General features: G+C 67.9%; 12 protein-coding genes and 1 pseudogene. 9 read left to right on the top strand and 4 right to left on the bottom strand.

The window, feature by feature from the left end; translation table 11 throughout:
* Window positions 1–39: 39 nt before the first annotated feature.
* Complete coding sequence (locus ABFX55_RS40435; protein WP_346128634.1) at window positions 40–1629, bottom strand: LamG-like jellyroll fold domain-containing protein; 1590 nt, start codon at window positions 1627–1629, stop codon at window positions 40–42.
* A gap of 26 nt (window positions 1630–1655) precedes the next feature.
* On the opposite strand from ABFX55_RS40435, the gene ABFX55_RS40430 reads away from it, so the two are divergent.
* The 5 genes and pseudogenes from ABFX55_RS40430 to ABFX55_RS40410 all read left to right on the top strand — a co-directional run.
* The gene (locus tag ABFX55_RS40430) at window positions 1656–1817 is read left to right on the top strand and encodes a hypothetical protein (RefSeq protein ID WP_346128632.1); all 162 of its coding nucleotides are present in this window, start codon (window positions 1656–1658) and stop codon (window positions 1815–1817) included.
* Window positions 1818–2172: 355 nt separating this feature from the next.
* On the top strand, window positions 2173–2934 hold the full coding sequence (locus ABFX55_RS40425) for an NUDIX hydrolase (protein ID WP_346128630.1): 762 nt from the start codon (window positions 2173–2175) through the stop codon (window positions 2932–2934).
* A gap of 5 nt (window positions 2935–2939) precedes the next feature.
* Window positions 2940–4100 (top strand): 5'-methylthioadenosine/S-adenosylhomocysteine nucleosidase family protein, encoded by a 1161-nt coding sequence (locus ABFX55_RS40420; protein ID WP_346128629.1) that lies wholly within the window; start codon window positions 2940–2942, stop codon window positions 4098–4100.
* A complete protein-coding gene (locus ABFX55_RS40415) occupies window positions 4097–6085 on the top strand; it encodes a hypothetical protein (protein ID WP_346128627.1) in 1989 nt (662 codons plus the stop codon). Before ABFX55_RS40420 ends, ABFX55_RS40415 begins: the two co-directional genes overlap by 4 nt.
* A 164-nt stretch (window positions 6086–6249) precedes the next feature.
* Window positions 6250–6549 (top strand): annotated as a pseudogene (locus ABFX55_RS40410) (transposase); the annotation flags it as partial.
* Here ABFX55_RS40410 and ABFX55_RS40405 read toward each other — a convergent pair.
* The gene (locus ABFX55_RS40405) at window positions 6509–6691 is read right to left on the bottom strand and encodes a hypothetical protein (protein WP_346131506.1); all 183 of its coding nucleotides are present in this window, start codon (window positions 6689–6691) and stop codon (window positions 6509–6511) included. The pseudogene ABFX55_RS40410 and the gene ABFX55_RS40405 sit on opposite strands and share 41 nt — an antisense overlap.
* Window positions 6692–6697: 6 nt before the next feature.
* Between ABFX55_RS40405 and ABFX55_RS40400 the strand changes: the two genes are divergently transcribed.
* On the top strand, window positions 6698–7657 hold the full coding sequence (locus tag ABFX55_RS40400) for a TAXI family TRAP transporter solute-binding subunit (RefSeq protein ID WP_346128626.1): 960 nt from the start codon (window positions 6698–6700) through the stop codon (window positions 7655–7657).
* 531 nt (window positions 7658–8188) lie between these two features.
* Here ABFX55_RS40400 and ABFX55_RS40395 read toward each other — a convergent pair.
* Complete coding sequence (locus tag ABFX55_RS40395) at window positions 8189–9730, bottom strand: sensor histidine kinase (protein ID WP_346128625.1); 1542 nt, start codon at window positions 9728–9730, stop codon at window positions 8189–8191.
* 45 nt (window positions 9731–9775) lie between these two features.
* A complete protein-coding gene (locus tag ABFX55_RS40390; protein WP_346128623.1) occupies window positions 9776–10459 on the bottom strand; it encodes a response regulator transcription factor in 684 nt (227 codons plus the stop codon).
* 145 nt (window positions 10460–10604) lie between these two features.
* Here ABFX55_RS40390 and ABFX55_RS40385 point away from each other — a divergent pair, with 145 nt between their 5' ends.
* From ABFX55_RS40385 to ABFX55_RS40375, 3 genes are read left to right on the top strand one after another with little or no spacing between them, the layout of a single operon-like run.
* A complete protein-coding gene (locus ABFX55_RS40385; RefSeq protein WP_346128621.1) occupies window positions 10605–11642 on the top strand; it encodes a tripartite tricarboxylate transporter substrate-binding protein in 1038 nt (345 codons plus the stop codon).
* 19 nt (window positions 11643–11661) lie between these two features.
* Entirely contained in the window at window positions 11662–12105 is a 444-nt protein-coding gene (locus ABFX55_RS40380) for a tripartite tricarboxylate transporter TctB family protein (protein ID WP_346128620.1), read from the top strand.
* Between the two features lie 20 nt (window positions 12106–12125).
* A complete protein-coding gene (locus ABFX55_RS40375) occupies window positions 12126–13631 on the top strand; it encodes a tripartite tricarboxylate transporter permease (protein ID WP_346128618.1) in 1506 nt (501 codons plus the stop codon).

Genomic DNA, 13631 nt, shown 5'->3' with positions numbered 1-13631 from the left:
CGTCACGGGGAGGGCCTTCTCCCCTCCCCGCATGGAATGTCAGAAGTGCCCCGCCCAGCCCGACCCGCGGGACAGGGCTTCTCCGAACTGGTTGTCGCCCCTGCCGTTCCAGATGTAGAGGATGCCGTCGCGGGTGGCCGCGAGCTCGGAGCGGCCGTTGTGGTTGATGTCGCCGGGCGACATCAGCGTGCTCGCGTACGGTTCCCAGCCCGGCCCGATGTCCTGGGCGGAGGTGAAGTTGTTGGCGCCCCTGCCGTTCCAGATGACGAGGGTGTGGTCGGCCTTCCTGACCGCCGCCAGGTCGCCGATGCTGTCGCCGTTGAAATCACCCCCGATCGGCCGGCTGTAGGCGTCCCAGCCCGGCCCGCGGGCCTGGGCGGCTCCGAACTGGTTGTCGCCCTTGCCGTTCCAGACGTACAGCGTGCCGTTGTGCGTGGCCCCGATGTCGTCGTGGCCGTCCTGGTTGATGTCGCCGAGCGAGGTCAGCGTGCTCGCGTACGGTTCCCAGCCCGGCCCGATGTCCTGGGCGGAGGTGAAGTTGTTGGCGCCCCTGCCGTTCCAGATGACGAGGGTGTGGTCGGCCTTCCTGACCGCCGCCAGGTCGCTGAGTCCGTCGCGGCTGAAGTCGCCCGCGATCGGCCGGCTATAGGCGTCCCACCCGGGGCCGATCGGCGCGGCGGTGGCGAACCTGTTGGCGCCATCGGCGTTCCAGATGGTCAGCGTCCCGGTGGCGGCCGAGAAGATGTCGCCGCCCCCGTCGGCGTTGAAGTCCGTGTTCGCGCCGGTCATCACCGCGTAGTGCGAGCGGAGTTCGGCAGCCGTGAGCGCGCGATTGTAGATCGCGAACTTTCCGATCGCCCCGTTGAAATACGACCTGAAGTCCCGGGTGCCCACCCGGACGGGAGCCGAGCCGGGCTTGGGCTTGACGATGACCTCGTCGGCCTGGCCGGGGCGGAAGACCAGGTTGTCGGAGCCGGCGGGCAAGCCGTTCTTGTAGATGCGCACCTTCCCGTACGTGCCCTCGGAGGTGTCGAACGTGAGCGCGACATGCATCCACTGGTTGACCGTCAGCGGGTGCTGGAAGGCGGCGCCGGCCCCGAAGCCGCCGTCGAGGTTCCAGGCGTAACCGGAGATGCGGTTGGGACGGTCGGGGTGGGACTTGTTGTACATGCGCCCGGCCCACTCCCGGTCGCCGCCGGTGCCGGACTTCGTCCCCTTGCCCATGAAGTAGACGTAGCCGTCCTGCTCGTCGTCGGCGAACTCCAGCGTGTGGGGCCTGATCCACGCCTCGACGGTGAACTTCCCGGTGGTGGAGATGTGGAAGGCGTTGGCGTTGGGGACCTCGAAGTAGCCCGAGGTGCCGTTGAAGACGGCGGCGCCGTCCCTGTTGGGGAGCTGCACCGAGCTCGTGACGCCGCGGAAGGTGCCCTTGTAGCCGTTGCCGGTGCGGTCGGTCTCCGTGCCGGCCCACGGGTGGGACAGCCGCCAGTAGGCGGCCGGTTTGTGCGAGAGGACCAGCTGGTCGTAGGGGCTCAGCCCGCTCTGCTGTGCGGTGGCGGCCCCCGGGACGGCTATGGCCGCCGATATCCCTATCAGGGCGGCGAAAAGGCCGATTCTCGTCCATGTCACGAACGAGCAAGATAGAGGGCGGCGGTATGTCGGCGGTATTTCGCTGCTCATACGACCTGCGCGGACGGCGTGCCGCGCTGCGACTGCTGCCACAGGGCGCGATCTTCCACAAGCTCGGTCTGGAGAGCGCTCCTGACGTGCACCGGCGCGTCGCGGCCGTAGTCCGGTACCTCGGCACGGATCCCTAAGGGGTGTACCGGGTGGTCCCCAGATCCCGCACCACGCCATGAGAGCAGGGCCGAACCGCTCCTCCACTCGCGCCGCTCATATAGCAGTCTCGGCCGAGACGAAGTGGCAGGCGGCCCGGTGCTGGCGGCCGGCGGCACCGGCGGCCGGGTCGAGCTCGACGCAGATCTGGCGCGATTCATCGGCGAGCGGGCCGACCGGACAGATCGTGCGGTAGCGGCAACCCGTCGGCGGGTGCAGCGGGTCGGGACTGGGTCACACCCACCGCCGCGCACGAGCGCTGACGCGGGCGCTATCCCGCTGCTGTCACCCCTCGGTAAGTTCCTGTCAGTGTGACAAAAAGCTACGGTCGTTCTCATGACCGACGACCGGTGGCAGCCGCCGAGCGTTCTGCTCGCGGTCGATCTGGTGATCTTGACTCTGCGCGACGCTCGCCTTCACGTCCTACTCGTCGAACGCGGCGTCGAGCCCTATCAGGGAGCGTTCGCCCTGCCGGGCGGTTTCCTGCACGACGAGGGTGAGGCCATCGAAGCGGCGGCACGCCGGGAGTTGGCAGAGGAGGCTGGCCTGTTCGACATGCACCTGGAGATGATCGGCGTGTACGGCGAGCCCGGACGTGACCCGCGCGGCCGAGTGGTCTCCGTCGCCCACCTGGCCATCGCACCCCGGTTGCCGGACCCCATCGCCGGTACGGACGCGGTCAGTGCCTGCTGGACACCGGTGGAGGACGTCCTGTCCACCTCCGCACATGTGAGGCTGGCATTCGATCATCGGCGCATCCTTGCCGACGGTGTCGACCAGGCCCGGGCCAAGCTCGAGCACACGTCGCTCGCGACAGCCTTCTGCGGTGAGACCTTCACCATCTCCGAACTCCAGCAGGTCTACGAGGCGGTGTGGGGAGTCCGACTCGATCCTCGCAACTTCTACCGCAAGATCCAGAGCGCCCGCGGCTTCATCGTTGCGGCCGGCCCTATGCGGCATGCACAGAATGGCCGCCCCGCCCGGCTGTTCAAAGCTGGGCCGTCCCAGGCCTTGTATCCGCCCATGGTCCGGTCAGCTCAGACCGGACACGACGTCCGCGGCGGCCACGCTGCTGAGGTCGCCCCCGAAGGAGGCTAGCGCGCATGAACAAGCGTCCTGTCGTGATCCTCACCGCGCTGGATCTGGAATATGCAGCCGTTCGCAAGCACCTGGCCGGGTTGCGAACGCATCACCACCGCGCCGGCACCTTGTTTGAGGTGGGCCACCTGGCAGACGGCGAATGCCAGATGGCCCTGGGGCTGGTGGGCAAGGGCAACCACCCCGCCGCTGTACTCGCCGAGCGGGCGATCAGCGAATTCGATCCCCTTGCATTGCTGTTCGTCGGGGTAGCCGGCGCACTGTGGCCGCAGGTCGGCTTGGGCGATGTGGTGGTCGCAACTCACGTCTACGCCTACCACGGAGGCACTAGCGAGGACAACGGGTTCAAAGCACGCCCCCGCGTCTGGGAGATCTCGCACGAGGCGGCACAGGTGGCCCATCACCTTGAGCGCAGCGGAACTTGGACTCGGCGCCTTCCCGATCGTATGGACATCCCGGCAGTGCGCTTCGGACCAATCGCAGCCGGCGAGGTCGTGCAGGACTCCGCGATCTCCATACATGCCCAATGGGTTCGCCAGACATACAACGACGCGCTGGCAATCGAAATGGAGGCCGCCGGTGTGGCGCAGGCTGCACACTTCAACAGGTCGCTACCGATGATCGTGGTACGGGGTGTCAGCGACCGGGCCGACGGCACCAAGGCCACCACCGACGGCGCGAACTGGCAACCGAGAGCCGTGGCCAACGCCGCAGCCTTCGCCACTTCCCTCGCCGCGGAACTTGCCCAAAGGCCACATCACAAGTGGCGTACTGCCTCGTTGAGAAAGGCGGAGGACAAGCGCATGACGGAGAGCGTGCGAAACATCGCCCGCGACCACGCGCGGGTAGGCGTGCAGGCAGGGGCGATCTACGGCAATGTTTCGCTGGGACAGCCACCCGAGTCCGGCTTTGACGCAACGGCACTCCTCGCGGAGCTCCGCGAGGAGCTGGCGCGGGCACGGACGGTAGGGACGATTGACGAGGACACGTTCGCCGCAGCCGAGGAAGAACTCAGCATCGTCACCGAGTCGTTGTCGACGGACACCGAACAGGGCAAGAACCGCGCGATGATTGCGCTCAGGAGATTGCGCGGACTGCTGATGGACCTGGCCGAACTGGCCCCAATGGTGACATCGGTCATCACCGCAATCAGGGGCGCCTCATGAGCAGTCCTGGTCCGGGCACGACCAACATCGCGGACGGCTCTGCCACCGTCGGTATCCAGACCGAGACTGTGCATGGCGACGTCTACGTGTACCAGGTGCCGACGGGAGCATCGCCGGAGGAGCGGTTCGAGGTGGGGCTGCGCTGCCTGAGTGGCGGCATGTCAGGAAGAGCGAGAGAGCACATCAGCGAAGCCGTCATGGCTGGATACGCCACCAGCCGTTCCTGTTTCTACTTGCTTCTTGCCTTGCTAAGCGGACGGACGCTTCAGCAGGTCCCGAAAGAGGACCTTGCCCCTCTTGCCCTCGCCCAAGAGGCGCTCATCGGCCGCATCGACGACGAGTGGACCCACGCGATCAGGGTGATCAACCGCCTCCTGGCCTCCCTCCAGGAGGGTGACGTCGACTTCTCCGTCATCGAGAAACAACTCAGCGAGCTGAAAGACGACCGACGCAACGAGATCGTCCGTCATCTCGAGATGTTCTTGCACGGCCCCATTCAGGACGCCATCTGGGCGCGGGCTTTGGACATGGCCAAGCAGGATCAATGCGATCGAGAACGTCTGCAACGGGTCTGGAAGTTCTTCCAACCCGAACCGATCGGCCCACGGGTACGACTGCCGCGTCCGCCCGACACCACGCTCGGCACCTGGATGTTGTCCGTAACGACCACGGCCCTGACGCTGGCGGCCGTCGGTTACATCGGCATCCATGCCTGGCAGCATTCCTGGCCGTCGGCCGCCCTCGCCCTGCTGCTCGTCATCGCGGGCTCATACCGGTGCGTGCGTGAGGGGGTGGAATGGCGCTTTCGGGTCATACGCCTATGCCACAAAGACGAGTTGCAGGTCGTGAAGCAATCGGTGGGAAAGGGCTTCGCGAGCCGGATCGACCAACAGTTCGCCGACTATTTCGCACGTTACGTGCCGCGTAACACGGACAGAGCCAGGTGGCTGACGCAGACGACCGGTGTCCGTCAGGCGTTACGAGATGAGGTCGTCGAGCTGTACCGGGAGAGCAGAATCGACACCAAACGGGTCGCGTGGCTCATTCGATACCTCGTCAGCGACGTGAAGGATCGCTGGCAGAAGGGCCAACTGTGGGAGTACCGCGATCAGCTCCGGGTACCCGCCTCCATGAAAGCGCGCGTCGCTCTCGGCACCGTGGCCCTCGGCGCCGGTACGGCCTGGCTGATCTCGGGCGGGCTGAACCTTGCGCCCCTCAGTGTTATCGGCGCCACACTCATCACCGCGGCAGCAGGCTGGTTCGCCATGGGCGGCTGGTTGCGCATCCTCCTGGAACACAAGAGGTACGCCGCCGACCGCGAAGAAGCCGAGCGGCTGCTAGGAAATCGCCAGGCGGCCTTCGTTCGGTGGAAGCGCAAGCTCTCCGACAAACCGGATGATCGAGAAATGGCGTACTGGCTGGACTGCGACCGCAAGCTATTGACAGAGGAAGCGATGCGGCACTACAAGCTGAAGCCACACGACGTCATCGCCCACGCCTTCATCGAAGCCCCCGCAGCTCCCTATAAACGGGCATGCGTCCGAAATGGCCCCTGGCGTTATTCCAGATACAAGCTCCTCGTATTTCTGCTCACCAGAGACGGCGTCCGGCAGATGACCATCGACCTCGACTTTGAAAAGGCCACTTTCCACGATCGAAGAAGAATCAACTACCGCTACGACGCCGTAGCCGCGGTTCAGACCGCAGAAGCCGACAACGGCCACAAAACGTTCGAGCTGACGTTGGTGAACGGTCACCCGATCACGGTCGAGGTGACCGGACCTCCACCCAACCCCGAGGCGGAGGGAGGGGAGGACGCGCGCACCGTGTCACAGGCGACACTAGACACTGCAGGGCTCGAAAACACCCTCCACGTTCTCGAAGGCGTCGCCGCTGAAGGAAAAAAGTGGATCACTTACAAGCGAGAGCGCGAGCAGGATCGGTTGGCCGATCTCACAACAACTTTACATGGCATGTCCGACTAAGTTCAGCATGCAAGCGAACCAAGCAATGCGGTGTCCATCACGAAATCTTGCGGCGGTTGTTCTCCGTGAACGAAAGGTATGGTCGCCCTGCAAGACGCGTAAGTCGATCCACAAGCGGTCCGCTAGTCCCCACAACAGTGGGGCACGACGCCTCCTTCCCATGCAAGATCTGGCTCAATAGCCCGCAGGAGCGGATGAATAAGGAGATCCGCCGCCGCGTCGAAGTGTTGGGATCTTCCTGACCGCGGCTTGATCGTCCAGCTGGTCAGTGCGGTGTTGGCCGAGCAGACCGACGAGTGGACCGAGGCCCGCCACTACATGGGCTGGATGTCCTGGCGAAAGCCCGCTTGGGGCGATCGCTGGCGACACACCGCAACACAACCCATCCCGCAGACATTTACCGCTCAACCTGCAGAAACAGGATCACGCGAAGGTCAACTCATACACCACTTCGCTGGACGTGACCCGCGACCGCGGGTTGCTGTCGGCAGTTGCACCAGTGCGCGGCAGTTTGACGTCGATGAAGCCTTGTCGGAGGGTGGCGCGGATCTGGTGCGTTGATGAGACGCTGCTGACATCGGCGACCGTGGCCGTCGTCCGTATCATCTCGGCATGGTGGTGAACCTGGGGTTACGGCTCAGTCGGCGGGCGGTGCTGCTGGCCGCTGGAGGGCTGTTGGTCGGTTGCTCGCGGCAGTCCGAGGTTGACCAAGTCCATCTGCGGCTGGCTACCGGGCCGGAGGGGGCGGTGTATCGGCGGATCGGTGGTTCGCTGGCCGCGCACATCTCCGAGCAGGTGCCGGGTGCCACGGTGATCACCGTGGCGAGCAGGGCGTCCACCGACAACATTCGGATGCTGCGGGCCGGTGAGGTGCACCTGGGGCTCACGAGTCTGGACGCGCTGATCACGACGGACGGCAGCGCGCCCGAGGGGCTTTCGGCGATATGCCGGCTCTACGACAGTCACCTGCATCTTGTGGTCATGGCCGGTTCGGCGATCGACGGGTTCCGGGATCTCGAGGGCAAGCGCATATCCCTTGGTGCTCGGGACTCGGGCACAGAGTTCACGTCGCTGCGGGTCTTGGGGCTCGGCCTGGTGGACGTCGACAGTCGGTACCTCAGCCAGGCCGAATCGGCGGCGGCACTGCGCGACGGGGAGATCGACGCGATGTTCTCCCTGACCGGCGTCCCGACACCCGCCATCACGGAGCTGGCGCAGCGGCACCCGATCCGGCTGATCCCGTTGGACGCGCAGGCGGACGCGCTCTTCACGGCGTTCCCTGGTCCCTATGCTCCGGCCATGATTCCCACGACCGCCTACGCCGGTGTCCCGGCCACCCGCACGGTCGCTGTGCCGAACGTGCTGCTCGTGCGCAACGACCTGCCCGATGACCTGGTCCACGCCATCACCGACACCATCTTCACGCACACCGGCACGATCACCTCCGCCGGCCGTGACGACGCCGAAGCCGTCCCCGAAGCGTGGCAGATCAACGTGCGTACTGGGATCTCCACCGCGTCGATCCCGCTCCATCCGGGTGCCGCCGCCTGGTTCCGCGACCGCAAGCGCTGACCCGGGCGTCGATCCGCGCACCGCCGCCTAGTTCCGCGACCACGAGCGCTGCCCCAATCCCTGGACGCAAACGCTGACCCGAGCGGTGACCCGACTCCTGGACGCAAACGCTGACCCGAGCGGTGACCCGACTCCTGGACCCAAGCGCTGGCCCGGGGTACCGATCCGCACGCCGCCGCCTGGTTCCACCACCGCAAGCCCTAACCCGAGCGCTGATCCAAGCCCTGGACCCGAGCCCTTAGACCCAAGCGCTGACCCGGGGCGCCGATCCGCACGCCGCCGCCTGGTTCCACCACCGCAAGCCCTAACCCGAGCGCTGATCCAAGCGCTGACCCGAGCCCCGGACCCAAGCGCTGACCGAGCGCCGATCCGGGCGCCGCCGCCTGGTCCGCGACCGCAAGCCCTGGGCCCGAGCGCTAATCCGAGCCCTGGACCCAAACGCTGACACGGGCGCTGGCCCAGGGCCGATCTGGGCGTCGATCCGGGCGCCGATCCGAGACAGCGACAGGCCGGCGACGGAGCCGGGGGTCCTCACACCGACGACGATGCCACCCGTGGAACGACTGGTAACGCGACCACCGCGGCGAAGCCGTGCCCGGACCCGTCCGGACGCGGAAGGCCGTCCTCCAGCCGCAGTTCGCCCCCGGCTGCCCCTACCAGGTCGGCGCAGATCGCCAGTCCCAGGCCGGTCCCTGACACGTTCTGGTGCCGCGGCGACCGCCAGAACCGCTGGATTGCCTGGGCCCGTTCGGACGCATCCATCCCCTGGCCGTCGTCACGGACAGCGATCGCGACGACGCCTCCAGCCGCGGAGGCGTCGCCGTGTCCGGCCCCCGCGCCACCGCCGCGTCCGGCATCCTCGCCACCGCAGCGTGCTGCGCAAACACCATCGCCGCGTCCGCCACCCGCACCACCACCGTGTCCTACGCCAACGCCACCGCCACATCCGGCACCCGCACCACCCGGGACGACACGGGCGGTCACCTCCACCACCTGCGCGTCCGACAGTCGTAACGCGTTGCTGATCAGTTCGTCCAGGATGCTGCCCAGCCCACCCGACGGCTCCAGCAGCCGCAGTCCCGGCGGCACGTCGACCCTCAGTGTCTGCCCGGCCGTCGCCGTCAACGCCCGCCACCGGTCCACCCTGGTCGCCAGTACCGCGTCGAGATCCACCGGCGACGTCGTCCTTATGCTCTCCATCCGCGCGCTGGCCTGCAGCGAGTTCAGCATCCGCTGCATCGCCTTCAGCTCGTCGACGGCGACGTCGTACACCTGGCGCCCGTCGCCGTCCGCGCGCAGATGCGGTTCCAGGCTCTCCACGGCGAGCCGGAGGCTGGTCAGCGGATTGCGCAACTGATGCGACGCGTCGGACACGAACGCCCGCTGCCGCTGCACGGCGTTCTCGACCGCGTCCATCATGGTGTTGAACGACCCTGCCAGGCGCCGCAGCTCGACCGGGCCTGCCTCGGCGTCCGCCCGGGTGGTGAGGTCGCCCTGTGAGATCCGCGAGCTCGCCGCGTCCAGCTCCCGCACCGGCCGCAGCACCCATGCCGACACCGGCCAGGCGACGGCCACCAGCGCGATCAACGGCAGCAGTCCGAGCCCGGCGAGCCTGGCCCATCGCACGAGGATGCGACAGCGCGTCTTCGACAGGTCGGAGATCGTCACGACGGCGCCGACGACCTCGCTGTCCCGGCCCACCGGCTCCGCGACCACGAGTGCGGAGTCGTCCCACGGCGCCCATTCCCCTGACGGTTCGGACCTCGCCCCGGCCAGCGCCGCGGTCACGATCCGGGGCAACGCCGGCTCGGACCGCGCCGCCTCCTGGTACGCGCCGGCGGGTCCGAGGAGCACCGTACCCGACGTGTCGATCACCGCGACCGGGATGCCGTACAGCTCGCGGTAGCGCGCCAGTTCCTGGTGGAGCGCCTCGGTCCGCCCGGTGGACAGCGCGGTCTCGGCCAGCGACGCGAACCGGCCGACGTCGTTGAGCCGGTCGACGTAGGTCTCCTGCATCTCCCGCTCGGCCACGGTGACGCTGAGCGGCACCCCGAGCGCCGCGACGAGCAGCACCGCGAGGGGTACCAGGACGGCGAGCAGGCGACGGTGCACGGCGCGTCAGCCGATCGGCTCCGGCCGGTCGGCCAGGAGCCGATAGCCGACCCCGTGGATCGTGCGGATGAGCACGGCAGGCCCGAGCTTGTGCCGTATCGCCGCGATGTGGGTGTCCAGGGTGCGACTCGAGGACTCCCAGGTCGCTCCCCAGATCTGGTCGAGGATGACGTCGCGGCTCACCACGTTCGGCGCCCGCCGGGCCAGCAGCAGGAGCAGCTCGAACTCCTTGCGGGTCAGCGCCACGGGCGTGCCGTCGACGGCGACTTCGCGGGTGCCGACGCCGATCCGCATCGGCCCGAGGGCGAGCGGCTCGTCCGGGTGGCTCAGGGCGCGGGCCACCCGGGTGCGCCGCAGGACGGCGTCGATCCGGGCCAGCAACTCCGGGATGCCGAACGGTTTAACGATGTAGTCGTCGGCGCCGGCGCGCAGGCCGCGGACCCGCTCGTGCTCCTCCGAACGTGCCGTCACGGCGATGACGGCGGTCTCCGGGCGGTCACGCAGCTTGCGGATCACGTCGAGCCCGTCGCCGTCGGGCAGACCCAGGTCGACGAGGACCACATCGGACGGGGCGGCGCGCACGGCCTCCGCGGCCGTGGCGATGCGGTGGACCTCGAAGCCCGCCTGCGCCAGGACGGTCACCAGACCCCGCGCCACGCGGTCGTCATCCTCGATGATGGTGATCCGCATACCGGCGGATTGTACGGCCCGGTTCCACGCTCGCGGCAGTCCTTCAGTTCTTGGGATTACTCTGACACTATCCGCGTCCCTTCCGGCCGAGACTGAGATCGAGCACTCACCGACGCAGCGCATGCGCTGACGAGGAGGCCGCGATATGAGAACGACCAGCAGGTACCGGGCCGCCGCGGGGATGATCGCCGCGATCGGCGTCGTTTCGCTCCTCGCCGCCTGTTCCGGCAACGGAGGCACCACCGGCACAGGCGCCACCGGGGGGAGCGACGCCGGAGGCTACCCGGACCAGAACATCACGATCGTCGTGCCGTTCAGCGCGGGCGGCCCGACGGACACCGTCACCCGAATGATCGCCGAGCCGATGGCCGCCAAGCTGGGCGGCAAGATCGTCGTCCAGAACGTCGAGGGAGCCGGCGGCACGGTCGGCGCCGGCGAGGTCGCGCGGGCCAAGCCCGATGGCTACACCGTGCTCATGCACCACATCGGCATGTCGACGGCGCCCGCCCTGTACAAGGACCTGGGCTACAAGCCGCTCGAGAGTTTCCAGACGGTCGGGCTCGTCACCGAGGTGCCGATGACGGTCGTCGCCCGCAAGGACTTCGCGCCCGCGACGCTCCAGGATCTCGTGACCTACGTGAAGGCGAACGCCGACAAGGTCACGCTGGCCAACGCCGGCATCGGCGCCGCGTCCCACCTGTGCGGCCTGCTGTTCCAGACGGCTGCCGGTGTCAAGCTCCAGGAGGTCCCGTACGAGGGCACCGGCCCCGCGCTGACCGACCTCGTCGGCGGCCAGGTCGACTTCATGTGCGACCAGACGACCAACACCAGCGGCCAGATCTCCGCAGGTGAGGTGAAGGCGTACGCGGTCACCACGCCGGAGCGGGTGAAGAGCCTGCCTGATGTACCCACCACGACCGAGGCCGGGCTGCCCAAGCTCCAGGTCAGCGTGTGGCACGGTCTCTACGTTCCGGCCGGCACGCCGCAGGAGGTCGTCCAGAAGCTGTCCGAGGCGCTGAAGGTCGCACTGGCCGACCAGAAGGTCATCGACCAGATGGCCAAGCTCGGCACCGCGCCGGTCCCGGCCGAGGACGCGACCCCGCAGGCGCACCGGGCCAAGCTCGAAGAGCAGCTCGGCACCTGGGCGAAGGTCATCGCCGACTCCGGTGTCAAGGTTTCCTGAGGTGGAGCGCCGCCGGTCCTTGCCTGACGTCCTCGCTGGAGCGATCTTCGTCCTGATCGGTGGCGCGTTCGTGGTGGGGTCGCTCGGCTACGAGCTGGGCACCCCACTGCGGATGGGCCCCGGCGCCTTCCCGCTGCTGGTCGGCGCGATCGTGGCCGTGCTGGGCCTGGCGATCGTCGTCAAGGGACTCATCGCCGGCGAGGTGGTCGCGTTCGGGCCGATCCCCTGGCGCGCGGTCGTCTTCATCGTGCTCGCGCTCCTGTTCTTCGGATTCACCGTCCGGGGCCTCGGATTCGTGCCGACGTCGGCGGTGACCGCCCTGCTCACCACCCTGGCCAGCTCGCGCGTACGGCCTCTCATGGCCGTGGCCGTGACCGCAGGGCTGACCGTGGCCAGCACGCTCATCTTCGTCGTCGGACTACAGCTGCGGATCCCTCTCTGGGGCCCGTGGCTGGGGTTCTGACGCGGCATCCGGAATGAGGCATGGAACTTCTCGACAACCTCGCGCTGGGCTTCTCCACCGCCCTCATGGTCCAGAACGTCCTCTACTGCTTCGTGGGAGTGCTGCTCGGGACGGCGGTCGGGGTGCTGCCCGGCATCGGTCCGACGGCGACGGTGGCGATGCTGCTGCCGATCACGTTCAGCTTCGAGCCGGTGACGGCGCTGATCATGCTGGCCGGCATCTATTACGGCGCACAGTACGGCGGCTCGACCACCGCCATCCTGATCAACCTGCCCGGTGAGTCGTCGGCGGCGGTCACCGCGCTGGACGGGCACGAGATGGCCCGGCAGGGCCGGGCCGGCGCGGCGCTGGCGACCGCCGCGGTCGGGTCCTTCATCGCCGGTACGGTGGCCACCGTCGTCCTGGCCGTCGCGGCCCCACCGCTGGCCCGCGTCGCGTTGAAGTTCGGCCCTGCCGAATACTTCTCGCTGGTGCTGCTCGGCCTGATCGTGTCGATCGCGCTGGCGCGTGGCTCGGCGCTCAAGGCGCTGGCGATGATCGTGCTCGGCGTCCTGCTCGGCACGGTCGGCCAGGACATCTACACCGGCACGCCCCGGTTCGTGTTCGACCAGCGGGAGCTGTACGGCGGCATCGACTTCGTGTCGGTCGCCGTCGGCATGTTCGGGGTGGCCGAGATCCTGCGCAACCTGGAGAACGAGCAGACCCGCACGGCGATCGTCAGCAGAGTCAAGAACCTCTGGCCGACCCGCGAGGACCGGCGCCGGATCGTCGGCCCGATCCTGCGGGGCACCGGTCTCGGCGCCGCCCTCGGCGTCCTGCCCGGCGGTGGCCACGTGCTGGCCTCGTTCACCTCGTACGCCGTGGAGAAGCGGATCTCGAAGCGGCCGCAGGAGTTCGGACGCGGCGCGATCGAGGGCGTCGCGGGCCCCGAGTCGGCGAACAACGCCGCCGCGCAGACGTCGTTCATCCCGCTGCTCACCCTTGGCCTGCCCGCCCACCCGGTCATGGCGTTGATGGTCGGCGCGTTCATCGTCCACGGCATCACCCCAGGCCCGAACGTCATCACCGACGAACCGGCGCTGTTCTGGGGGCTGATCGCGTCGATGTGGATCGGCAACGTGCTGCTCGTGCTGCTGAACCTGCCGCTGATCGGCGTCTGGGTGCGCATGCTGCGCATCCCGTACCAGGTGCTGTTCCCGATGATCATCCTGTTCGCCGCGATCGGCACGTACTCCCTGGGGTTCAACGCGTACGACGTCTACGCGATCGTGTTCTTCGGGCTCCTGGGCTACATCCTGATCAAGTGCGGCTGCGAGCCGGCGCCACTGCTGCTCGGCTTCGTCCTCGGACCCCTGCTCGAGGAGAACCTGCGGCGGGCGCTCATCATCTCCCGCGGCGACCCGTCGGTCTTCCTGACCCGGCCGATCTCCGCGGTGCTCCTGACCCTGGCCGTGGCGGCGCTCGTCGCCGCCGCCCTCCCGACGATTCGCAGGCGTCGCGAGGTCGTGTTCTCGGAGGAGGACTAG

This window comes from Nonomuraea roseola, from assembly GCF_039535395.1.
Classification (GTDB): Bacteria; Actinomycetota; Actinomycetes; order Streptosporangiales; family Streptosporangiaceae; genus Nonomuraea; species Nonomuraea roseola.
Note: the sequence above shows the minus strand (reverse complement) of the source record. Positions and strands in the feature narration are given on the sequence as shown.

Coding starts and splice junctions, on each gene's coding strand:
- ABFX55_RS40430 (WP_346128632.1), top strand. CDS start 1,656: ATGTCGGCGGTATTTCGCTGCTCATACGACCTGCGCGGACGGCGTGCC.
- ABFX55_RS40425 (WP_346128630.1), top strand. CDS start 2,173: ATGACCGACGACCGGTGGCAGCCGCCGAGCGTTCTGCTCGCGGTCGAT.
- ABFX55_RS40420 (WP_346128629.1), top strand. CDS start 2,940: ATGAACAAGCGTCCTGTCGTGATCCTCACCGCGCTGGATCTGGAATAT.
- ABFX55_RS40415 (WP_346128627.1), top strand. CDS start 4,097: ATGAGCAGTCCTGGTCCGGGCACGACCAACATCGCGGACGGCTCTGCC.
- ABFX55_RS40405 (WP_346131506.1), bottom strand. CDS start 6,691: ATGATACGGACGACGGCCACGGTCGCCGATGTCAGCAGCGTCTCATCA.
- ABFX55_RS40400 (WP_346128626.1), top strand. CDS start 6,698: ATGGTGGTGAACCTGGGGTTACGGCTCAGTCGGCGGGCGGTGCTGCTG.
- ABFX55_RS40390 (WP_346128623.1), bottom strand. CDS start 10,459: ATGCGGATCACCATCATCGAGGATGACGACCGCGTGGCGCGGGGTCTG.
- ABFX55_RS40385 (WP_346128621.1), top strand. CDS start 10,605: ATGAGAACGACCAGCAGGTACCGGGCCGCCGCGGGGATGATCGCCGCG.
- ABFX55_RS40375 (WP_346128618.1), top strand. CDS start 12,126: ATGGAACTTCTCGACAACCTCGCGCTGGGCTTCTCCACCGCCCTCATG.